The organism is Paraburkholderia sp. IMGN_8, assembly GCF_038050405.1.
Lineage (GTDB): Bacteria > Pseudomonadota > Gammaproteobacteria > Burkholderiales > Burkholderiaceae > Paraburkholderia.
This window is the reverse complement of sequence record NZ_CP150900.1, coordinates 4466530-4487518: the sequence shown is the minus strand read 5'-3', so window position 1 is coordinate 4487518 and position 20989 is coordinate 4466530. Positions and strand designations below refer to the sequence as shown.

Genomic DNA, 20989 nt, shown 5'->3' with positions numbered 1-20989 from the left:
GTTATCCATGGATTCATTACATCAGCGCCTGGCGGTGGCCAGGCAGCTTGCGCGGGACGCCGGTGCGCTCGCGCTGTCGTTTCAGGAACGACTGAAGCGCGACGATCTCGTAATCGTCGAGAAGGGGCCGCAGGACTTCGTCAGCGAGGCTGACCGGGCAACCGAGCGGCTGATCCGCGACGTGCTGACCACGCAGTTTCCGGAAGACGGGTTTCTTGGCGAGGAAACAGGACGTACCGAAGGCCAGGCCGGCATGTGGATCGTTGATCCGATCGATGGGACCAGCAACTATCTGCGCCAGCACCGGCACTGGTGCGTGTCGATTGCCTACGTTGTCGCCGACGAGCCGGTGCTCGGTGTGATCTTCGATCCGGTCAACGACGAGCTGTTTCATGCCTGCAAGGGCGAAGGGGCTTACCTGAACGAGGCGCGTCTGCAAGGCCGCAAGCTGCAGGCCGGGGCAGGGCTTGTGAATATCGGCTATTCGGCGCGTACGGCGTTGTCGACGTACCTGAGTACCATCGAACAGCTTTACCTGAAGGGCATCGAGCATCGTCGTCTCGGGTCGGCTGCGCTCGGTCTTGCATATGTCGCGGCAGGCCGGTTCGATGGCTACGTCGAGGCGCATATCAACGCGTGGGATGTGATGGCGGGCGTGGTGATTGTGCGCGAGGCCGGGCTGCGGTTGGACCTGAAGCCGGTCGATAACGGCTACGCGATTCGCGCAGGGCTGCCGGGGCTGGTGGATTTGCTGCCGTAAATTCTTTTGAGTGACCACGAGCGCGCTTGCGTCTGCACGCTCGACGGCGGTCCTGAAGCCTTTGAATTTGCCTCGGCGTGAGGCTGGAATCTGTCTACCGTTCCGAGGGAAGTCCAACCATAGGCCGAAGTGCCTACCGGACCCGGGGCTGCGCCAGGAGTGTTTGAACGCTAACAGGTTCTTGTTGTTGGCCGATTTTTTCCGTTCCGGCAGATTTCCGGCAAAGGCCAGTTTTTGACGCCTGCGCACGCGGGCTACAGACGAAAAAAAAGCACCGCGATCGCTCGCAAGTGCTTGATTTCCTACTGCTAAATTCGGTGGTGGGGCGTGAGTGACTCGAACACTCGACCTACGGATTAAGAGTCCGCTGCTCTACCAACTGAGCTAACGCCCCAAACAGAAGCGAAATTATGCAGTAACTTTCCGAGATTGCCAAGTCCCTTTCGCAACTTTCTTAAAAATATTTGTGGCGGCCACCACGGGTCCTCCCAGCAGGCCGGTCCTCGCCAGAAAGACGTTGAGCTCGCCGTCCCGGTATCATGTCGCGACACCATACCGCGCGAATCGTCGCGCGACGATCGACCGGGGACAGACATGGATGACAAAGCGATTCTCGAGCTGCTCGACCGCATCTTGGCGCCTTGGGTACGTACGCTCATGCTGACTCCGGTCAAGGTCGACGAAGAGCGCGCGACGCTGCGCCTGCCGTTTTCCGGCGAACTGCGTCATTCGGGTGGCGTGATCTGCGGTCAGGTGTTCATGGCGGCCGCCGACACAGCGATGATCGTCGCGATTTCAGCCGCGCTCGGCGGCTTCAAGCCGATGAGCACGGTCTCTCTCAACATCAGTTTCATGCGCTCGGTCCGTAAGGGCGATGTGCTGATCACCGCGCGCGTGTTGCGCATGGGCCGTAATCTGGTGTTCGGCGAAGTCGAGTTGTTCGATGAAACCGGCAACATGGCCGTCCACGCCACCACGACCTACGCGCTACTCGACTAAATCGACTTAAAACGACACTCCGCACGCCGCATTAGAGGAAAAAGCCAAGATGTTCGATCAGGTCGTATTCGCCGGTGGCGGCAATCGCTGCTGGTGGCAGGCGGGATTCTGGGACGTCGTGCAGCCGGAGCTGCATATCCGTCCGCGCGTCATCGCCGGCATTTCGGCCGGCGCCGCCACCGCGTGCATGCTCTACACGCGCGATTCCGACTGGGTGATGCGCTATTACCAAGACGCGCTGCGTCACAACACCCGCAACGCGTACTGGGGCAACCTGCTGCGCGGCGAATCGGTGTTTCCGCATTACCGCATCTACCGGCAGGCTCTGCTCGACATCTATGGCGACAAGTTCTCGACGCTCGCACAGGCGCCGGAAATCCGCATCGGCGTGTCGCATCTGCCGCGCTGGCTCGGCGCGCGCAGCGCGGTCGCCGCGGGGCTGATCGCGTACAACATCGAAAAGTACGTGCGCAAGACGCTGCATCCGACGCTTGGTCAGACGCTCGGTTTCCATCCGGAATTCGTGCGCGCGCAGGATTGCGCGACTGTCGAGGACCTCGCGGATCTGATTCTGCAATCGTCGAGTACGCCGCCGTTCACGCCGGTTCTACGCCGCAACGGCCGGCCGGTGCTGGATGGCGGGATGGTCGATAACGTGCCGGTCGGCGCGCTCGATGCCGACGCGCCAGGCAACGTGCTGGTGATGGTCACGCGTCTCTATCCGCGTCCGCAGATGTTCGTCGTGCCGCATGGCGTGCAGCAACGGCTCTACGTGCAGCCGTCGCGCAAGGTGCCGATTTCAAGCTGGGATTACACGAGCCCTTCGCAGATGGTGCACGCGTATAACCTCGGCCGCGCCGACGGCGAGATCTTCCTGGAACGCATGCCGGATCTGTGGGAAGCCGCCGCGCACGAAGCGCGCTGAGCAGCGGCGGCGCGGTTTCGCTTCGGAGTTTCTTTTCGTTGAGCGCCTCCGCGCGCCGAGCCTCAAGCCCGCGTTTAACGCCGCCGACCGCCCTGCAACGCTTCCGGATTCGCCACGCTGGCCGTATCGCCGGCGTCGAAAGCCAGAATGTTCTTGAACGCCGCGGTGAAGTACGACTCGTAGCTCTCGCGCTCGACATAGCCGATGTGCGGCGTGCAGATCACGTTTTCCATCCGCAGCAGGCTGTAGCCCTGCAGAATCGGCTCGCTTTCGTAGACGTCGATCGCGACCATCCCCGGACGGTTGCGCGACAGCGCGCTCACCAGCGCGTTTTCGTCGAGCAGTTCGGCCCGGCTCGTGTTCACGAGCAACGCGGTCGGCTTCATCCGCATCAGATCTTCCTGCTTGACAATGCCGCGCGTGTCGTCATGCAAACGCAGGTGCAGCGATAGCACATCGCTCTGCTCGAACAACGCTTCGCGGCTTTCGGCGACGCCGAAGCCGTCGACGCGCGCCGCTTCGCGCGAATGTTCGCGGCCCCAGATCAGCACGTTCATGCCGAACGCCTTGCCGTATCCGGCAACCAGCCGCCCGATCTTGCCATAGCCCCAAATCCCCAGCGTCTGGCCGCGCAATACCTGACCCAAACCGAAGTTCGGCGGCAGTGCCGACGTTTTCAAACCCGACTGTTGCCAGGCACCTTGCTTAAGGTTTGCTACGTATTGCGGAATCCGCCGTTGGGCAGCCATGATGAGTGCCCACGTCAATTCGGCCGGCGCGAACGGCGAGCCGCTGCCTTCCAGCACGGCGATGCCGCGCTCGGTACACGCCGGCAGGTCGATATGGCTCGACACCTTGCCGGTTTGGCTGATCATGCGCAAACGCGGCAACTTGTCGAGCAGTTGCGAGTTGATGCGGGTACGTTCGCGAATCAGGACCAGCGCGTCGACTTCGGAAAGACGGCTCGCCAACTGGCCCAAACCACGGACAGTGTTGTTGAAAACCTTGACCTCATGGTCGGCCAGCAATTGAAAGCAGTCGAGCTTGCGAACGGCGTCCTGGTAATCGTCGAGGATGGCAATCTTCATGGTATGTGTCTTGCGGCGCACCATGGCGGTGCGGAACGGAGTGTTATGCTGGCTGTCCCATCATGTGACCCAGGTCACACGTTGGTCTGGATGGATGCTTTACAGTAGAAGCTGCCGCGAAGAACAGCAGCACCACGGCAACGCCGATTGACATCGTTTTTAACAGTTTGTTGGGTGTTGAGGCAAGCCGCTTTACAGACGGTTTCAGAAGGCTGTCGGCGGACGCCTCCGCGCAACGGGCTGTGTGTAGCCCACGATGACCTGCACAATCGAATTGCGCGTCGAGTCGTAGGAATGCCGACGTGATGGATTGAACGCCTCTCGCATGCAGCGTCGCTGGGCTTGTACCGTTTTTCTATTGCTATCAAAACGGAGACAGGTCGATGAATCATCCCTCATTCGAAGGACAGCCCACCTTCGAGGTGCCCGCATGGGTCAAACACCGAAAACTGGTCGAGTGGGTCGAGCGCGTCGCGGCGTTGACCAAGCCGGATCAGGTTGTCTGGTGCGACGGTTCGCAGGAGGAGTACGACCGCCTGTGCGCGCAGATGGTCGAAGCCGGCACCCTCAGGAAACTCAATCCCGCCAAACGTCCGAATTCGTATCTGGCGTGGTCCGATCCGTCGGACGTGGCTCGTGTTGAAGACCGCACCTTTATCTGCTCGCAGCGTCGTGAAGACGCCGGGCCAACGAACAACTGGATCGCCCCAGCCGAAATGCGTTCGACGCTCGACGGCCTGTTCGACGGCGCCATGCGCGGCCGCACGATGTACGTCGTGCCGTTCTCGATGGGACCGCTCGGTTCGCCGATTGCTCACATCGGCGTCGAGTTGACCGATAGCCCGTACGTGGTGACCAACATGCGCATCATGACGCGCATGGGCCGCAAGGTGTACGACGTGCTGGGTGCCGACGGCGAGTTCGTGCCGTGCGTGCATTCGGTCGGCGCGCCGCTCGCTACGGGTGCTAATGACGTGCCGTGGCCGTGCAACGACACCAAATACATCGTTCACTTCCCCGAATCGCGTGAAATCTGGAGCTACGGTTCAGGCTACGGCGGCAACGCGCTGCTCGGCAAGAAGTGCTTTGCGCTGCGCATTGCGTCGACCATGGGCCGCGACGAAGGCTGGCTCGCCGAACACATGCTGATTCTCGGCGTGACGTCGCCGGAAGGGCGCAAGCACCACGTCGCCGCCGCGTTTCCGTCGGCCTGCGGCAAGACCAACTTCGCGATGCTGATTCCGCCGAAAGGCCTGAACGGCTGGAAAATCTCGACAATCGGCGACGACATTGCATGGATCAAGCCGGGCAAGGACGGCCGCCTGTACGCGATCAATCCGGAAGCGGGCTATTTCGGCGTCGCGCCGGGCACCAGCGAGAAGACCAACTTCAATGCAATGGCCACGCTGAAGGAAAACGTCATCTTCACGAACGTTGCGCTGACCGACGACGGCGATGTCTGGTGGGAAGGCATGACCGACGAGCCGCCCGCACACCTGATCGACTGGCAGCGCAAGGACTGGACGCCGGCGATCGCGAAAGAAAGCGGACGCAAGGCGGCGCACCCGAACGCGCGCTTCACGGCGCCGGCCTCGCAATGTCCGTCGATCGATGCTGAGTGGGAGAACCCGGCGGGCGTCGCGATCGACGCGTTCATCTTCGGTGGCCGCCGTTCGACCACGGTGCCGCTCGTCACCGAGGCGCGTAACTGGGTCGAAGGCGTCTACATGGCCGCGACCATGGGCTCGGAAACGACCGCCGCTGCCGCCGGCCAGCAGGGCGTGGTGCGCCGCGACCCGTTTGCCATGCTGCCGTTCTGCGGCTACAACATGAGCGACTACTTCGGTCACTGGCTCAAAACCGGCGAGCGCCTCGAGAAATTGAACGCGAAGCTGCCGAAAATCTTCTGCGTGAACTGGTTCCGCAAGGGCGCGGACGGCAAGTTCGTCTGGCCGGGTTTCGGCGAGAACATGCGTGTGTTGAGCTGGATGGTCGGCCGCATTGAAGGCTCGGCGCAAGGCGAGGAACATGCATTTGGCGTGTCGCCGCACTATGAAGACCTCGATTGGAGCGGGCTCGATTTCAGCCGCGAGCAATTCCAGCAGGTGATCTCGGTGGACGACGCTGCCTGGCGCGATGAACTCGCTCTGCATGCCGAGTTGTTTGACACACTGCAGCATGGGTTGCCACCGGCTCTGACTCAGGCCAAAGCAGCCTTGGAAGGAAAACTCGCGGTCTGATCATGTGAGTATTCACTTCGAACGGAAAGCCGCCTTCGGGCGGTTTTTTGTTTTCTGATTCGACCCCATAACACATTTGCTGATTCAGCAATGCCCGCGCGACCGTTGCATCTGTTCGAACAAAAAAGACAGTGCAAGCTGCAGTGCAGCAGATTGTTTCTCTTTCGGGAACAATGAGCGTTCATGCCCCACACTGGGGAACACAGTGGCACAAATATTGGCAATATTTCCGCTTTGACGGGCAACTTCTGCATGATTTCGCGAGTCGTAGGAGAATTCCAAGTTCGCTTCACTGCTTTTCAGGAAGCTGTAACACGGCAGGAGTAGTCCTATGGATCATTTGCAGTCGATGCGAGTTTTCGTCAAAGTGGCGGATCTCGGCAGTTTTGCCCGCGCTGCAAGCGCGATGGATATTTCCAACGCAGTCGCGACCCGCCACGTTGCCGATCTCGAAGGCCGCCTTGGCACGCGGCTGCTCAATCGCACAACCCGCAGCTTGTCGCTGACCGAATCAGGCCAGGTTTATCTTGAGCGTGCGCGCCAGATTCTCGACGAATTGGAAGACGTCGAGCAAATGGTGGTCGCGCGAAATCACGAACCCGTTGGCACGTTGCGGATAGTCGCACCGGTCGTGTTCGGGTTGCATAACTTGGCGCCGGTGCTCCAGACCTATGCGGAGCGTTATCCGAAAGTCATTCCCGATGTCACGCTGGTGGATCGGCAGGTCGATCTGGTCGAAGAAGGTTTCGACGTCGGCGTCGTTATCGCGCGGCAGATGCGCAGCGCGAGCATTGTCACGCGGCGTTTGACCACCGGTTGCATGACGGTGTGCGCGACGCCTGCGTATCTGGAAAAGCACGGCATGCCCACACGTCCTGAGCACCTGCTCGAGCACCCGTGCCTGAGCTTGCCGTCCGAGTATTGGGGCGACGAGCGCGTGTTCACGGGGCCGGAAGGCGAGGTGCGGGTGCGTCCGTCGAACGTGATCGTGGCGAACAACACGGAAATGCTGCGGCAGTTTGCGCTGCTCGGCATGGGCATCGCGATTCTGCCGAGCTATCTGATCGGGCGCGACATGACGCGCGGCAGGCTCGTGCGTCTGCTCGGCGATTACCGTTTGCCGCAGGTGGAGATCAACATTGCGTATCCGAGCCGCCGCCACTTGCCGGCGAAGGTGCGCACGTTCATCGATCACCTGGTCGAGCATTTCAGCCAGACGCCGAACAGCCTGCTCGGTGAGCAGTGGATCAAGGATGGCCTTGTGCGGCCTGCCACGGCGACCGCTTTGGATTCCGCCGAGATCACCCCGCCGGAAGCGTTCGACGGCGCTGAGCCGCTGTCACGTCTCCTCGACAGCGAGTTGTCGCCCGTGCCGAGGACATCGAATCGCTCGCGGCCGACGGCTTTGTCGCCGCTGTGAACTGAGCTTGAGGTGAGCTCACGTACTAGCCGGGGAGCGCGGTGGTAAGCGCAGTCTGGTAGGCAAATAAAAAGGCGCAGTCACTTCATGTGACTGCGCCTTTTTTATCGCAAGCGCGAAGCTGGCCGGACGCGAGTGACCTCCCGGCCGCCGGCTCCAATTACGAACCGGTCTTGCGCGCTACTGCTTTTTTAGCGGGCGCCTTCTTGGCCGCCGCGGTCTTGGTGGCGGGTGCTTTCTTCGCTGCCGCCTTTTTGGCCGCCGGCGCCGCCTTCACAGCGACTGCCGCTTCTTCGTCATCCGGTTCCGGCGCCGCGCTGGCTGCCGACTTCGCCGCCGCAGTCTTCGCAGCGGTTTTCGCCGACGGCTCCTTCTTCTCGAACTCGAAGCCGATCTTGCCGTCGTTCTGCTTGACGAGGAACGCCTTGAAGTTACGGCCGGTGCGCGACGATTTGAAGTTCGTCAGCAGGTCGGTGCGTCCTTCTTCCAACAGTTTCGCCATCTGCTCGCGGGCGATTTCCTGCTGCAAGATCACCTTGCCCGAGCGGAAGTCGCACGTCTTCGGACTTGCGACCGAGTTTTCGCAGACATAGCTCATGCCGTGCTCGAACACGCGACCCTTGCATTTCGGGCATGCGCCGACCGGCTGCTGGTCGGAGAAGTCAGGCGGTTCGCCATCTTCGCCGCCCGAATCCTGACCGAAGTCGAACTCGAGCTTGTAGTTCTTGATCTCGTCGTCGAGCGAGAGCTTCAGGATTGCCGAGAACGGCCGGCCCATCTTGCTGCGGAAACCGGACAGCGGTCCGATCGTCTTGTTCTGCAACAACTCTTCGACTTCCGGAATTTCGAACTGACGTCCGCCCGGAATTTTCGAAATCGAGAACTCGCACTTCGAGCACGCAAAGCGCCGGTAGTTTTCCTTCACCTGACCGCCGCAATTCGGACACGGCGTCTGCAACGTCGCGTAATCGCCCGGGATCGTGTCGGAATCGTATTCCTTCGCGCGCTTGACGATAGTCTGCGTCATGCGCGCGATCTCCTGCATGAACGCGTCGCGCGGCAGGTTGCCGCGCTCCATCTGCGAGAGCTTGTATTCCCACTCGCCGGTCAGTTCCGGTGCGGTCAATTCCTTCACGCCGAGGCCGCGCAACAGCGTCATCAGCTGGAACGCCTTGGCGGTCGGAATCAGATCGCGGCCCTCGCGAATCAGATACTTTTCACCGAGCAGCCCTTCGATGATGGCGGCGCGTGTGGCCGGCGTGCCCAGACCCTTGGCTGCCATGGCTTCGCGCAGTTCGTCGTCCTCGACGAGCTTGCCCGCGCCTTCCATTGCCGACAGCAAGGTCGCTTCGTTGTAGCGTGCGGGTGGTTTCGTCACCAGTTGCTGCGCGGCGATCTTGTCGGTCTTGACCTTCTCGTCCTTTTGCACCGGCACGAGGTTCGCGTCTTCGCCGCTGATTTCACGGCCGTAGATCTGCAACCAGCCCGGTTCGACCAGCACCTTGCCTTCAGTCTTGAAATGGTGGCCGACCACTTCCGTGATCCGCGTCGTCACCCGGTATTCAGCGGCCGGGAAGAACACCGACAGGAAGCGCTTCACGACCAGGTCGTAGAGCTTCTGTTCCGGTTCGGACAGATTCTTCGGCGCCTGCAGCGTCGGGATGATTGCGAAGTGATCGCTGATCTTCGAATTATCGAAGATGCGCTTGTTCGGCTTCACCCAGCCCTTGTCGAGCACCTGCTTGGCAAACGGCAGATAGTTATTGCTCTCCTTGAGCATGCCGAGCGTTTGCTTGACCGTATCCATATAGTCTTCCGGCAACGCGCGTGCGTCGGTCCGGGGATAGGTCAGCACCTTGTGCTTCTCGTACAGAGCCTGAGCGAGACCGAGCGTGTTTTTGGCCGAGAAGCCGAAGCGGCCGTTGGCCTCGCGCTGCAAGCTGGTCAGATCGAACAACGCCGGCGACAGTTGTGTGGACGGCTTCGATTCTTCGGTTACTGTGCCGATTTGCCCGCGGCAGGCGGCGACGATGGTTTCGGCGGCGGGCAGCGCCCACAGTCGCGAGTCGCGTTTTTCCGGATCGAACTCGTCGCGCTTGAATTTCGGATCGAACCAGCGGCCTTCATAGAAGCCGGCTGCGCAGACGAACTCCGCCTTCACTTCCCAGTAATCGCGCGGCACGAAGCGGCGAATTTTCTCTTCACGCTCGACGACGATCGACAGTGTCGGCGTCTGCACCCGCCCGACCGTGGTCAGGAAGAAACCGCCGCCCTTGCTGTTGAACGCGGTCATCGCGCGCGTGCCGTTGATGCCGACCAGCCAGTCCGCTTCTGAGCGGCAACGCGCCGCATCGGCGAGCGGTTGCATTTCTTCGTCGCTGCGCAGACTGGCAAAGCCGTCGCGAATGGCGCCCGCCGTCATGGATTGCAACCACAGGCGTTGAACCGGTTGCCTGGCTTTTGCGTGCTGCGCGATCAGGCGGAAAATCAGCTCGCCCTCGCGCCCCGCGTCACATGCGTTGATGAGCCGGTCGACGTCTTTGCGCTTGAGCAGCTTGGTCAGCACCTTCAGGCGCGACTCGCTTTTTGCGATCGGGTTGAGGTCGAAATGTGGCGGAATGACGGGCAGATTGGCGAAACTCCACTTGCCGCGCTTGACTTCATAATCTTCGGGCGCGGCGATTTCCAGCAGATGGCCGACTGCCGAGGAAAGGACGTAGTCGTCGCTTTCGTAGTATTCGTCATGCTTGGTAAAACCGCCCAAAGCGCGCGCGATGTCGTTCGCGACGGAAGGCTTTTCGGCGATGATCAGTGCTTTGGACATGACTCGATGTGAGGTTGGTAGATTCGGGTTGGTGGCCTTGAGTGCGCTTTCTTTAGCGCGACCCTCGTTTGTGACCTTTGTGACCCAATAACGACCGCTTTATAGCACACGGCGCGAGAGCGGCGCGTCAAGTGCCATAAAAAAGCGGACCAATATAATGTTGTGCCCAGCGCTTGAAGAAGCGCCGGCAAGTGCACTGTGCACAGCCCGCAACGCCCGTGCCGCAAGGCTGCGGGGCTGGCAGCTACGCTTCAGGCGACCGCCAGCGCGGGCCGCAGTTTTGGCGCCCCGCTGATGCCGGGCACGGCAGTCAGGTCGGCCAGCATCCGCTCGACAATCGCAGCCTGCGGTAAAACCGTGCCAAAAAAACGTGTCGTTACCGAGTCCTCGATCAGGATGGTCGGGAAATTCTCGACGTCCAGGTCGTCGAAGCGGTCGGCGTGGGTTTCAATGTCGATCCATGCGAAACAGATGTCCGGGTGCTTGTCCGCCAGCCGGTCGAAAGCTTCCCGATAGTCACGGCAGGTTCCGCACCACTCCGCGCACAAGCAGGCAACGAACAGCGTCTCGGGTTCGTTGACGCGCTCGGCGATCCGGTCTTGGTCGGTGTCGAGATTCAGCGCGGGCATGGTGGTTCCTTGCGTACTTTTGTCAGGTGCTTTGGCGCGAATGTAGCATGGCCGATCACGAGTCGTGGTCAACCTTGGTCAATGCAGGGTTAGCCGTGGCTTGCCCGCATGAAGCGGCCGCCAGGCAGGACGGTCAGTCGGCCAGCGAGTTCGAGTTGCAGCAGCGTGTTTTGTAATACTGCGCCCTCCATCTCGGTGCGGGTGGCAAGAATTTCAAGTGTGGTTGGCGCGTGGCCGAGCGCGGCGAGCAGTCGCTGACCTTCTGCCGTGATCGCTGACGAGGCTACTGCGGATGCCGCCGCCGGTGCCGAATCCGCCCGAACCTCACCGTCGCGCGGCACTGGCGATGCGCAAGCGGACGCAGCCGCCGACGGTTTGGCGAAGCCGAGTTCCTCGAGCACCTCATCGGGCGTTTCGACCAGCTTGGCACCTTGTTTGATCATCCGATGACAGCCACGCGATAGCGGCGCATGGACCGACCCCGGCAACGCAAAGATATCGCGCCCCATTTCATTGGCGAGCCGCGCGGTGATCAGCGAGCCTGAGCGCATTGCTGCCTCGACAATCAGAACGCCGCTAACGAGGCCGGCAATCAGCCGGTTACGCTGCGGAAAATTGGCGGCACGCGCAGGCGTGCCGAGCGGCCATTCCGAGACAATCGCCCCTTGTACCGCGATCTGCCGAGCCAGGGCGTGATGCGCCGATGGGTACACGAGGTCCGCGCCGGTGCCGATGACCGCTACCGTGCCGCCGGCGCCTTCCAGACCGCCGCGATGCGCGGCGCCGTCGATGCCCAGTGCCAGCCCCGACACGATCGTCACGCCCGCCACTGAAAGCTCACGCGCAAAACGCTCCGCGTCCTCGACACCTTGCGGCGTGGCGCTGCGGCTGCCCACCACGGCGATCGCCCTCGTATGCAGCAGATCCAGCCGACCCTTTATATATAGCAGCGGTGGCGGATCGGGCATGGTCAGCAGTGTTGGCGGATAGGCGGGGTCGTCGAGCGCGACCAGATGGTTGCCGGGCAGCTCGCGCCACGCAATCACCGTAGCGAACTGCGCGTCAAATTCGGGACTGGTCGGGGCCAGCACGGCGCGCGCCGCAGCCTCGCCGGCGATGCCGGCGAGCGCCTCGGGCGATTGCTCAAAGATCGCTTCCGGCAGTCCAAAAGCGCTCAGAAGCAAGCGCAGCGCGGCGGGTTTCAGCCCCGGCGCGAGCGACAGCCGCAACCAGGCGGCGAGTTCAATATCCGTTGCGGGCAAGGTGTGCATTGCGGTCGATCCTCGTACAGGGCCAGCGGGCAGGCGGGCGCCATGCTAAAATTTTCATCATCCGAAATAACCGCAGCGCCGCGCCCACCCGCGCGGGCTCGTTGTCTAGCGCAAGTAGCGCGTTGAATCGAACCGGTTCGACACCATCTATCCTCTGCGTAACGCGACGGGCTCACAACCTGGCCGAATGGCCAACGCGAACCTTCCACCGGTCAGCGGCGCCTCAAATCGACTTCAAGATCATGGCTTTACTGAACATCATCAATTACCCGGACAAACGGCTGCACAAGATCGCGAAGCCGGTCGAAGTGGTCAACGACCGCATCCGCCGGCTTGTCGCCGACATGGCCGAAACGATGTACGCCGCGCCCGGCGTCGGTCTCGCCGCGACCCAGGTGGACGTGCACGAGCGCGTGGTCGTGATCGACGTGTCGGACGCGCACGACGAACTGCTCGCCTTCATCAACCCGGAAATCATCTGGTCGAGCGACGAGAGGAAGCTTTCGGAAGAAGGCTGTCTTTCGGTGCCTGGCATTTACGACAACGTCGAGCGCGCCGAGAAAGTGCGCGTGCGGGCGCTGAACGAGAAGGGCGAAACCTTCGAGATGGACTGCGAAGGCTTGCTCGCGGTCTGCATCCAGCACGAAATGGATCACCTGATAGGCCGCGTGTTCGTCGAGTACCTGTCGTCGCTGAAGCAGACGCGTATCAAGAGCAAGATGAAGAAGCTCGCCCACGCGATGTAATACGCGTCCACCTCGCCTACTTCCCTCGTTCATGAGTCATTCGTTGCGCGTCATCTTTGCCGGTACACCGGAGTTCGCCGCGGCCGCGCTGGCCGCGATCCACAGCGCCGGTTTTTCGGTGCCGCTCGTGCTGACCCAGCCCGACCGGCCCGCCGGACGCGGGATGAAATTGCAGGCGAGCCCGGTGAAGCGCTATGCGCAGGAGCATGGGCTCGCTGTCGCGCAGCCGCCTTCGCTGCGCCGCGCCGGCAAATTTCCGGCCGAAGCCGCCGCCGCCATCGACCTGCTGTGCGCTACACCGCACGACGTGATGGTGGTGGCCGCTTATGGCCTGATCCTGCCGCAGGAAGTGCTGGATATCCCGCCGTATGGCTGTATCAACATTCACGCATCGTTGTTGCCGCGCTGGCGCGGCGCCGCGCCGATCCATCGGGCGATCGAAGCGGGTGACGCGGAAACAGGCATCACGCTGATGCAAATGGATGTCGGCCTCGACACCGGCGCGATGATCTCCGAAGCGCGCACGTCGATCTCCGAAGACGACACCACGGCCACCTTGCACGACCGGCTTGCGCAAGACGGCGCGAAGCTGATCGTCGACGCGTTGATCGAGCTCGAGCGCAACGGCAAGCTGCCGGCAACCCCGCAACCGGCCGAAGGCGCGACGTACGCGGAAAAGATCGGCAAACATGAGGCCGCGCTCGACTGGCGCAAGCCGGCCGACGTTCTCGCGCGCCAGGTGCGCGCATTCGACCCGTTTCCCGGCGGCGTGGCCACGCTGGACGACGGCACGTCAGCGAAGATCTGGGCGGCGGCTCCCGTAGAGACGCAAGGCAACAGCGCGCCCGGCACGATCACCGATGTTTCGCCCGAAGGCGTGGTCGTGGCCTGCGGAGAAGGCGCGCTGCGTCTCACGCAATTGCAGAAACCTGGCGGCAAGCGCTTGCCGGTGCGCGAATTCCTGGCCGGCGCGACGCTGGCCGCGGGGCAGCGTTTCCAGCTTCCCGAAGGGCAATAACAGCCGTCCACATGCCCTGAACATTGTCCGTTCGGCCGATGTTCAACACCCCCGCCGCAGCCCTGCGGCGCGTTAGAATCCTCCATGCAACAGCCCAGTTTTCGAGGATTCCCATGTTCGGCATCACCCATTTCGAGTTTTTTGTCGTCGCCGTCTTTCTGCTGAACGTGACGCCCGGGCCGGATACGGCCTATATCGTCGGGCGCAGCGTCGCGCAGGGCCGTGGCGCGGGCCTGATGTCCGCGCTTGGTATCTCCGCCGGTTGCTGCGTTCATTCGCTTGCCTGCGCGTTCGGTTTGACGGCGCTGCTGGCCGCGTCGGCCACCGCGTTCACCGTCATCAAGTTTGTCGGCGCTATTTATCTGATCTATCTGGGCGTGCGGTTGATTTTCGCGAAACCAGCGGCAGACGCAGCGGCTGGCGAAGCACGTGCTGCGGGTGCGCCGAAATCGCTGCGTCAGTTGTTCCTGCAAGGCTTCTGGACCAACGTGCTGAATCCGAAAGTGGTGCTGTTTTTCGTGTCGTTTTTCCCGCAGTTCGTGACGACCGGCAGCGACCACAAAGCGCTCGCCTTCCTCACGCTCGGCGTGGTGTTCGTCGTGATGAGCATGATCTGGAACAGTTTTGTCGCGTGGATCGCGGGCAGTGTGACGCGGCGCTTTTCCGGCAAGCCGTCGGTGAAGAAGTGGCTGGATCGCGGCGTCGGTAGCGCATTCGTCGGCTTGGGCATCAAGCTCGCCACCGCATCGAGATGATTGAATTTTCCCTGCGCGCCCATATCTAACATTTCGCTTACAATCAGTCGCCGCGATGACGCGGCGCAGATATGAACCCGCGCTCGGGCAAGGAGTAGCAGACATGTTTAATTGGGTCAAAACCGCGATGTTGATGGCCGCGATCACGGCCCTTTTCATCGTGATCGGCGGGATGATCGGCGGGTCGCGCGGCATGACGATCGCGCTCGTGATCGCCCTTGGAATGAATTTCTTCTCGTACTGGTTCTCGGACAAGATGGTCCTGCGCATGTACAACGCGCAGGAAGTCGACGAAGCCAGCGCGCCGCAGTTCTACCGGATGGTGCGCGAGCTTTCCACGCGTGCCGGCCTGCCGATGCCGCGCGTCTACCTGATCAACGAAGACGCGCCAAACGCGTTCGCCACCGGCCGCAATCCGGAGCACGCGGCGGTTGCCGCGACCACCGGCATCCTACGGGTGCTGTCCGAGCGCGAAATGCGCGGCGTGATGGCACACGAACTGGCGCACGTGAAGCACCGCGACATCCTGATTTCGACCGTCTCGGCAACCATGGCCGGCGCCATTTCCGCGCTGGCGAACTTTGCGATGTTCTTCGGTGGCCGCGATGAAAACGGCCGTCCGTCGAATCCGATCGCGAGCATTGCCGTCGCGTTGCTCGCGCCGATCGCCGGCGCCCTGATCCAGATGGCGATTTCGCGCGCGCGTGAATTCGAAGCGGACCGCGGCGGCGCGCAGATTTCCGGCGACCCGCAGGCGCTCGCGTCGGCGCTCGACAAGATTCATCGCTATGCAAGCGGCATTCCGTTTCCGACAGCCGAGCAGCATCCGGCCACCGCTCAGATGATGATCATGAATCCGCTGTCGGGCGGCGGCATCGCGAATCTGTTTTCGACGCACCCGGCCACCGAGGAACGGATCGCCCGGTTGATGGAAATGGCGCGCACCGGGCGCTTCGAATAACGGCGCGCGGCGCTAACGTTGTGTGATGAAAGGCGAGTCAGCGGGCTCGCCTTTTTTATTCGACCCGCGAGGATCGCGCGTGGCGGCCGCGGCCCTGCCGCAGAAGCCCCAAGCCGCGCCACGCTACAATGTGTTGTTTGTGTCGCGCGCACCGCGCGGCCTGCCTTTGCCTCTTTCATGACTCCAAAGCCTTCTTCGCGTTCTGCTTCCCAATCGGCGCGTCCGCGCGAATCACGTCTGTCGATGCTGCATCTCGCGCCCGAATCGCTTGGTTTTGCGCTCGATTGCGCGGGCCAGGCCGTCGGCGCCGTGCGCCTCGGCGCCGCCTTGCCGGCCGCCCTGCAATCCGTGTTCGTGTCAGCGCCTGAGGGCAGCGCCGCCGCTGCGCGCGGCGCCGTGCAGGACATCGCGTACCGCACGATGCGGCGTCTGGCGACCGCCGAATGGCTGATCGCGAAGCTGGTGAAGAAGGCGCCGCCGCCGCACGTCGGTCACGTGCTCGCGTGCGCGCTGGCCTTGCTCGTCGACGATGAAGCGAGTGCCGCTTACGCGCCGTTCACCGTCGTCGATCAGGCCGTCAGCGCAATCGCCGCACGTCGTGAATTCGCGTTCGCGAAGGGGCTCGTCAACGCCGTGCTGCGCAATTTCCTACGCGAGCGTGAGACGCTGCTGAGCGCATTGCAGGCCGACGAAGTGGCGCGCTGGAATTACCCGGCGTGGTGGATCGACGCAGTCAAGCGCGCCTGGCCCGACGCGTGGCAAGCGGTGCTCGCCGCCGGCAACACGCAAGGCCCGCTGACGCTGCGCGTGAACGCACGCCACTCGACAGTCGACGCGTATCTTCAAGTGCTGCAAGACCGTCACATCGCCGCGAGCAAGGCCGGCGACTACGCGGTCAAGTTGACCACGCCGATGCCGGTCGACCGGATTCCCGGCTTCAGCGACGGCGTCGTGTCCGTGCAGGATGCCGGCGCGCAACTCGCGGCGCAACTGCTCGGCGTGCGCGACGGCATGCGCGTGCTCGATGCGTGCGCGGCGCCGGGCGGCAAGACCGGTCATTTGCTCGAACTCGCCAACCTTCAGCTCATCGCGCTCGAAAGCGACGCGTCGCGCGCACGTCGCATCGGCGAAAATTTGCAGCGGCTGAAGCTCGAAGCAGAAGTGCGCATCGGCGATGCGGGCCAGCCGTCAAAATGGCATGACGACATCGACCAGCCCTTCGACCGTATTCTTGCCGACGTGCCGTGTTCCGCATCGGGCATCGTGCGGCGTCATCCGGATATTCGCTGGCTGCGTCGCGCGTCCGATATTCCCGCGCTGGTCGCCGAACAGCGCCGCATTCTCGACGCGCTGTGGCCGCTCGTGAAGCCGGGCGGCGAGTTGCTCTACGTTACGTGTTCGATCTTCCCCGAAGAAGGCGAGTTGCAGGCACAGTGGTTTGGAGACAAGTACCAGGATGCGGTACGATTGGACGCGCCGGGGCAACTTTTACCCACAGTTTCCCGCGCGCCCGCCGACACATCGGCCGATTCCTATGCCGGACATGCCGCTGAAGATGGCGCCGGCTCGAACTCAGACCACGACGGATTTTTCTACGCGCGCTTTCAGAAACGGTGACCATCAAACGCTTCTTCCCGCTTCGGCTCGCAGCCGTGCTCTGGATCGCGCTGGCCGTATGGCTTGCCGCACCGGGCGTGGCGCACGCTGACTCGATCGCGGTGCAGCGTGCGTCGCTGCAATCCGACGGTACCGGCTGGAACCTCGACGCGCGCTTTGACTTCGATCTGAACAGCAACCTCGAAGACGCTGTCAATAAAGGCATTCCGCTTTACTTCACGACCGATTTCGAACTGAGCCGGCCGCGCTGGTACTGGTTCGACGAGCAGCCGGTGAGCGTGTCGCAGAGCATCCGCCTGTCGTTCCAGCCGCTCACGCGTGAGTACCGCGTGTCGAGCGTGTCGTCGGGCGGTTTGCAGCTCGGCTTCACTACGCTCAAAGACGCACTCGCGGTGATCAAGCACGTCACCTCGTGGCATGTGATCGACCGCAATCAGGTGCATACCGGCGAGACTTACAACGCCTCCGTGCGCATGCAACTCGACATCGCGCTGATGCCCAAGCCGTTCCAGATCGACGCTGTGAACAACCGCGACTGGAATCTCTCATCTGAATGGAAGCGCTTTACCTTCACGGTGACCGAACGTGCTAAATAGAGTGCGCCGCGCCACCAGTGTCAGCAGCATCGTCGTGCGCGTGCTGGTGACTACGGTCGCCGTGACGGCCGTGCTGCTGCTCGTGCTGCTCGCGGCCGCGAGCGCGAACACCGAATTCTTCGACCGTTATTACCAGTGGCTGTATGCAGCCAATCTCGCCGTTGCGATGATCTTTTTGCTGGTGGTGGCGACGCTCGTCATCATCATCATTGCCCGGCTTCGCAAGGGCAAATTCGGCACGCGGCTGCTCGCGAAACTCGCGTTCTTCATGGCGCTGGTCGGCGTGGTGCCGGGCGGGATCATTTACGTCGTGTCGTATCAGTTCGTGTCGCGCAGTATCGAATCGTGGTTTGACGTGAACGTTGAAACCGCACTGACCTCGGGGCTGAACCTCGGCCGCGGCATGCTCGACGCGTCGCTGTCGGATCTGCAGACCAAGGGCCGTTTGATGTCCGAGCAGCTGGCGAGCGCGGATGCGGCCGGCACGACGCTCACGCTCTTGCGCTTGCGCGATCAGTTCGGCGTGCAGGACGCGACGATCGTCGAACCTACGCGCAGCATGTCGGGCGCGACGCCGGATATGCATGTGGTCGCGCAGGCATCCGGCAATTTCGCGACGCTGGTGCCGAACGATTTGCCCACACCGCTGATGATCGACCAGGCGCGCGGACGTGGCTATGCGGCGATCGAAGGCGAAGTGGACGGCGATCCGCACGCGCATGGCAGCAAGGGCGCATTGCGGCTGCGCGTCGTGCAGCGCATTCCGGATTCGAACGCGTCGCTGTTACAGCCCACCGAACGCTTCCTGCAACTGACGCAGCCGGTCTCGCCGTCGCTCGCACGCAATGCCGATGCGGTGCAGCGCGCGTATCGCGAGTACCAGGAGAAGGCGCTGGGCCGCACCGGCTTGCGCAAGATGTACATCGGCACACTGACGCTTGCGCTGTTCCTCGCGACCTTCATCGCGATGATGCTGGCGCTCGCGCTCGGCAATCAGCTTGCGCGGCCGTTGTTCCTGCTCGCGCAGGGCACCAAGGAAGTGACCGAGGGCGACTACACGCCGAAGCGCGAAATCAAGTCGCGCGACGAACTGGGCTTCCTCACGCAGTCGTTCAACGCGATGACGCGGCAGCTTTCCGAAGCACGCGCGGCGGTCGAGAACAACCGCATCGCGCTCGAGCATTCGAAGGCATATCTCGAAAGCATTCTCGCGAACCTGACCGCGGGCGTGTTCGTATTCGACCGGCAGTTCCGCCTCACCACCGCGAACCGCGGCGCCGAGCGGATCTTCCGTCAACCGTTCCAGGAGGTGTTGGGTTCGGCGCTCGAACAGATCGGCGTGTTGAGCGAATTCGGCGGCATGGTGCGCAAGGCCTTTGCCGATCGTGAAGCGGCAAGCGGCGACGGTCACGACGACCGCGGCCATTGGCAGCAGCAATTCTCGGTGCAGGTGCCCGACGAAACCGAGCCGCTCACCTTGCTGGTGCGCGGCGCGCGCCTCGTGTCCGCCACCGAGCGCGACGCCGAAGACATGCAGACCTCGGGCTACGTCGTCGTGTTCGACGACATCTCCGACGTGATCTCGGCGCAGCGTTCGATCGCGTGGGGCGAAGTCGCGCGGCGGCTCGCGCATGAGATCAAGAATCCGCTCACGCCGATCCAGCTCTCGGCTGAGCGCTTGCAGATGAAGCTCGCCGACAAGCTGTCGCCGTCGGACGCCGACGTGCTCAAGCGTGGCGCGACCACGATCGTGAACCAGGTCGCGGCGATGAAGCAGATGGTCGACAATTTCCGCGACTATGCGCGTACGCCGCCGGCGGTGCTCGCGCATCTGCAACTGAACGATCTGGTCAGCGAAGTGCTCACGTTGTACGGTATCGAGGAAGGCAAGAGCGCGATTCAAGTGGAACTCGCGGAGCTTCCGGTGATTCGCGGCGACGCGACGCAATTGCGTCAGGTGATTCACAACCTGCTGCAGAACGCGCAGGATGCAGTGGCCGACGTTGAGCAACCACGTGTGTTGCTCGAGACGAGGACAGTAGAATACGGAGACCCCGACGCGGAAGGCAAAGTACGCGTCGCGGTGCGTCTGACGGTGTCGGATAACGGACCGGGCTTCCCTACGCGTATCCTGACACGTGCATTCGAACCTTACGTGACGACCAAGGCCAAAGGTACGGGTCTCGGTCTTGCGATGGTCAAGAAGATCGTCGACGAACACGGCGCGCGGATCGACATTCGCAACCGCATGAAAGCGGGCGATGTGATCGAAGGCGCGCAGATCTCGATCCTCTTCCTTCAACTGGCAGACGATGCTGCGGCACCTGAAGCGGGGCCGCGGGCGGCGCACAGCAGTGTGTCGCAGGGAACGACAAAAGCAACAGTGCAGACAAGGGCAGCGTAAATGGCAACCATCCTGGTGGTAGATGATGAAATGGGCATCCGGGAATTGCTCTCGGAGATCCTGAGCGACGAGGGGCATGTCGTGGAGGCCGCGGAAAACGCGCAGGAGGCGCGCGATTTCCGTTTGCGCCAGGCGCCCGATCTGGTATTGCTCGACATCTGGATGCCCGATACCGACGGCGTGACCTTGCTCAAGGAGTGGGCCGCGCAAGGGCAACTGACCATGCCGGTGATCATGATGTCCGGCCACGCAACCATCGATACGGCGGTCGAAGCGACCAAGATCGGCGCGCTCAATTTTCTCGAGAAACCGATCGCGTTGCAGAAGCTGTTGAAGGCGGTCGAGCAAGGGCTGGCGCGTGGCAATGCAGCAAGTGCGCCGGGCGGCGTGGCAGCCAAGCCGGTCGTGCCGACCAATGCGTCGGCAGTGGCTTCAGCGGCGGCGTTGCCGATGCTGTCGTCGGACGGCATCGGCAGCGGCGCATTGGCTGCGCAAACGGCGTCGATCTCGTTCGATATCCCGCTGCGCGATGCACGTGATGCTTTCGAGCGCGCGTACTTCGAATATCACCTCGCACGTGAGAACGGCAGTATGACGCGCGTTGCGGAGAAGACCGGTTTGGAGCGCACGCACCTGTATCGCAAGCTCAAGCAGCTCGGCGTCGATCTCGGCAAGAACAAAGGGGAGTGAACGGCCGCGCCATGCGCGCAGATATTGCACCGGCAGATTTTTTCGA

General features: G+C 62.4%; 17 protein-coding genes and 1 tRNA gene. 13 read left to right on the top strand and 5 right to left on the bottom strand.

Features of this window, described 5'->3' with window-relative positions; all coding sequences use genetic code 11:
• Window positions 1-7: 7 nt before the first annotated feature.
• Window positions 8-760: an inositol monophosphatase family protein gene (locus tag WN982_RS20420; protein ID WP_341313696.1), complete on the top strand. Its 753-nt coding sequence runs from the start codon at window positions 8-10 to the stop codon at window positions 758-760.
• 318 nt (window positions 761-1078) lie between these two features.
• Here WN982_RS20420 and WN982_RS20415 read toward each other — a convergent pair.
• Window positions 1079-1154, bottom strand: a tRNA-Lys gene (locus WN982_RS20415).
• A 200-nt stretch (window positions 1155-1354) separates the two neighbouring features.
• Here WN982_RS20415 and WN982_RS20410 point away from each other — a divergent pair.
• Together WN982_RS20410 and WN982_RS20405 are read left to right on the top strand one after the other, a co-directional pair.
• The gene (locus WN982_RS20410) at window positions 1355-1759 is read left to right on the top strand and encodes a PaaI family thioesterase (RefSeq protein WP_341313695.1); all 405 of its coding nucleotides are present in this window, start codon (window positions 1355-1357) and stop codon (window positions 1757-1759) included.
• A 49-nt stretch (window positions 1760-1808) separates the two neighbouring features.
• Window positions 1809-2684 carry a patatin-like phospholipase family protein gene (locus tag WN982_RS20405; RefSeq protein WP_341313694.1) on the top strand — a complete coding sequence of 292 codons (876 nt, stop codon included), beginning with the start codon at window positions 1809-1811 and terminating at the stop codon, window positions 2682-2684.
• Window positions 2685-2758: 74 nt separating this feature from the next.
• Here WN982_RS20405 and WN982_RS20400 read toward each other — a convergent pair whose 3' ends face one another.
• Entirely contained in the window at window positions 2759-3772 is a 1014-nt protein-coding gene (locus WN982_RS20400; RefSeq protein WP_341313693.1) for a D-2-hydroxyacid dehydrogenase family protein, read from the bottom strand.
• A gap of 383 nt (window positions 3773-4155) precedes the next feature.
• Between WN982_RS20400 and WN982_RS20395 the strand changes: the two genes are divergently transcribed.
• Together WN982_RS20395 and WN982_RS20390 are read left to right on the top strand one after the other, a co-directional pair.
• Window positions 4156-6012: a phosphoenolpyruvate carboxykinase (GTP) gene (locus tag WN982_RS20395; protein WP_341313692.1), complete on the top strand. Its 1857-nt coding sequence runs from the start codon at window positions 4156-4158 to the stop codon at window positions 6010-6012.
• A 331-nt stretch (window positions 6013-6343) separates the two neighbouring features.
• Window positions 6344-7432, top strand: coding sequence for a LysR family transcriptional regulator (locus WN982_RS20390; RefSeq protein WP_341313691.1), 1089 nt, complete (start codon window positions 6344-6346; stop codon window positions 7430-7432).
• Window positions 7433-7592: 160 nt separating this feature from the next.
• On the opposite strand, the gene WN982_RS20385 is transcribed toward WN982_RS20390, so the two are convergent.
• The 3 genes from WN982_RS20385 to dprA all read right to left on the bottom strand — a co-directional run bounded on the left by WN982_RS20385 (window position 7593) and on the right by dprA (window position 12156).
• On the bottom strand, window positions 7593-10256 hold the full coding sequence (locus WN982_RS20385; RefSeq protein ID WP_341313690.1) for a DNA topoisomerase III: 2664 nt from the start codon (window positions 10254-10256) through the stop codon (window positions 7593-7595).
• Window positions 10257-10507: 251 nt separating this feature from the next.
• Window positions 10508-10885, bottom strand: a complete 378-nt coding sequence (locus tag WN982_RS20380) for a thioredoxin family protein (RefSeq protein ID WP_341313689.1) — start codon at window positions 10883-10885, stop codon at window positions 10508-10510.
• An 89-nt stretch (window positions 10886-10974) separates the two neighbouring features.
• The gene (gene dprA, locus WN982_RS20375; RefSeq protein WP_341313688.1) at window positions 10975-12156 is read right to left on the bottom strand and encodes a DNA-processing protein DprA; all 1182 of its coding nucleotides are present in this window, start codon (window positions 12154-12156) and stop codon (window positions 10975-10977) included.
• Between the two features lie 242 nt (window positions 12157-12398).
• Here dprA and def point away from each other — a divergent pair, with 242 nt between their 5' ends.
• The 8 genes from def (at window position 12399) to esaR (ending at window position 20943) form a co-directional block, all read left to right on the top strand.
• Window positions 12399-12902 carry a peptide deformylase gene (def, locus tag WN982_RS20370; protein ID WP_341313687.1) on the top strand — a complete coding sequence of 168 codons (504 nt, stop codon included), beginning with the start codon at window positions 12399-12401 and terminating at the stop codon, window positions 12900-12902.
• A 31-nt stretch (window positions 12903-12933) separates the two neighbouring features.
• Complete coding sequence (gene fmt / locus WN982_RS20365) at window positions 12934-13920, top strand: methionyl-tRNA formyltransferase (RefSeq protein ID WP_341313686.1); 987 nt, start codon at window positions 12934-12936, stop codon at window positions 13918-13920.
• A gap of 113 nt (window positions 13921-14033) precedes the next feature.
• A complete protein-coding gene (locus WN982_RS20360) occupies window positions 14034-14675 on the top strand; it encodes a LysE family translocator (protein ID WP_341313685.1) in 642 nt (213 codons plus the stop codon).
• A 103-nt stretch (window positions 14676-14778) separates the two neighbouring features.
• Window positions 14779-15636: a zinc metalloprotease HtpX gene (htpX, locus tag WN982_RS20355; RefSeq protein ID WP_341313684.1), complete on the top strand. Its 858-nt coding sequence runs from the start codon at window positions 14779-14781 to the stop codon at window positions 15634-15636.
• A gap of 177 nt (window positions 15637-15813) precedes the next feature.
• The gene (gene rsmB / locus WN982_RS20350; protein ID WP_341313683.1) at window positions 15814-17253 is read left to right on the top strand and encodes a 16S rRNA (cytosine(967)-C(5))-methyltransferase RsmB; all 1440 of its coding nucleotides are present in this window, start codon (window positions 15814-15816) and stop codon (window positions 17251-17253) included.
• The gene (locus WN982_RS20345) at window positions 17250-17849 is read left to right on the top strand and encodes a DUF4390 domain-containing protein (RefSeq protein ID WP_341313682.1); all 600 of its coding nucleotides are present in this window, start codon (window positions 17250-17252) and stop codon (window positions 17847-17849) included. Before rsmB ends, WN982_RS20345 begins: the two co-directional genes overlap by 4 nt.
• Entirely contained in the window at window positions 17839-20253 is a 2415-nt protein-coding gene (locus WN982_RS20340; protein WP_341313681.1) for a PAS domain-containing sensor histidine kinase, read from the top strand. The genes WN982_RS20345 and WN982_RS20340 overlap by 11 nt, the downstream gene beginning before the upstream one ends.
• Window positions 20254-20943 carry a response regulator transcription factor EsaR gene (gene esaR, locus WN982_RS20335; protein ID WP_341313680.1) on the top strand — a complete coding sequence of 230 codons (690 nt, stop codon included), beginning with the start codon at window positions 20254-20256 and terminating at the stop codon, window positions 20941-20943. It abuts the gene before it with no gap.
• Window positions 20944-20989 lie beyond the last annotated feature (46 nt).

What these genes read in the sequence shown, in the direction of transcription:
- rsmB (WP_341313683.1), top strand. Translation starts at nt 15,814, where the DNA reads ATGACTCCAAAGCCTTCTTCGCGTTCTGCTTCCCAATCGGCGCGTCCG.
- WN982_RS20385 (WP_341313690.1), bottom strand. Translation starts at nt 10,256, where the DNA reads ATGTCCAAAGCACTGATCATCGCCGAAAAGCCTTCCGTCGCGAACGAC.
- dprA (WP_341313688.1), bottom strand. Translation starts at nt 12,156, where the DNA reads ATGCACACCTTGCCCGCAACGGATATTGAACTCGCCGCCTGGTTGCGG.
- def (WP_341313687.1), top strand. Translation starts at nt 12,399, where the DNA reads ATGGCTTTACTGAACATCATCAATTACCCGGACAAACGGCTGCACAAG.
- esaR (WP_341313680.1), top strand. Translation starts at nt 20,254, where the DNA reads ATGGCAACCATCCTGGTGGTAGATGATGAAATGGGCATCCGGGAATTG.
- WN982_RS20360 (WP_341313685.1), top strand. Translation starts at nt 14,034, where the DNA reads ATGTTCGGCATCACCCATTTCGAGTTTTTTGTCGTCGCCGTCTTTCTG.
- WN982_RS20420 (WP_341313696.1), top strand. Translation starts at nt 8, where the DNA reads ATGGATTCATTACATCAGCGCCTGGCGGTGGCCAGGCAGCTTGCGCGG.
- WN982_RS20390 (WP_341313691.1), top strand. Translation starts at nt 6,344, where the DNA reads ATGGATCATTTGCAGTCGATGCGAGTTTTCGTCAAAGTGGCGGATCTC.
- htpX (WP_341313684.1), top strand. Translation starts at nt 14,779, where the DNA reads ATGTTTAATTGGGTCAAAACCGCGATGTTGATGGCCGCGATCACGGCC.
- WN982_RS20380 (WP_341313689.1), bottom strand. Translation starts at nt 10,885, where the DNA reads ATGCCCGCGCTGAATCTCGACACCGACCAAGACCGGATCGCCGAGCGC.
- WN982_RS20410 (WP_341313695.1), top strand. Translation starts at nt 1,355, where the DNA reads ATGGATGACAAAGCGATTCTCGAGCTGCTCGACCGCATCTTGGCGCCT.
- fmt (WP_341313686.1), top strand. Translation starts at nt 12,934, where the DNA reads ATGAGTCATTCGTTGCGCGTCATCTTTGCCGGTACACCGGAGTTCGCC.
- WN982_RS20395 (WP_341313692.1), top strand. Translation starts at nt 4,156, where the DNA reads ATGAATCATCCCTCATTCGAAGGACAGCCCACCTTCGAGGTGCCCGCA.
- WN982_RS20400 (WP_341313693.1), bottom strand. Translation starts at nt 3,772, where the DNA reads ATGAAGATTGCCATCCTCGACGATTACCAGGACGCCGTTCGCAAGCTC.
- WN982_RS20405 (WP_341313694.1), top strand. Translation starts at nt 1,809, where the DNA reads ATGTTCGATCAGGTCGTATTCGCCGGTGGCGGCAATCGCTGCTGGTGG.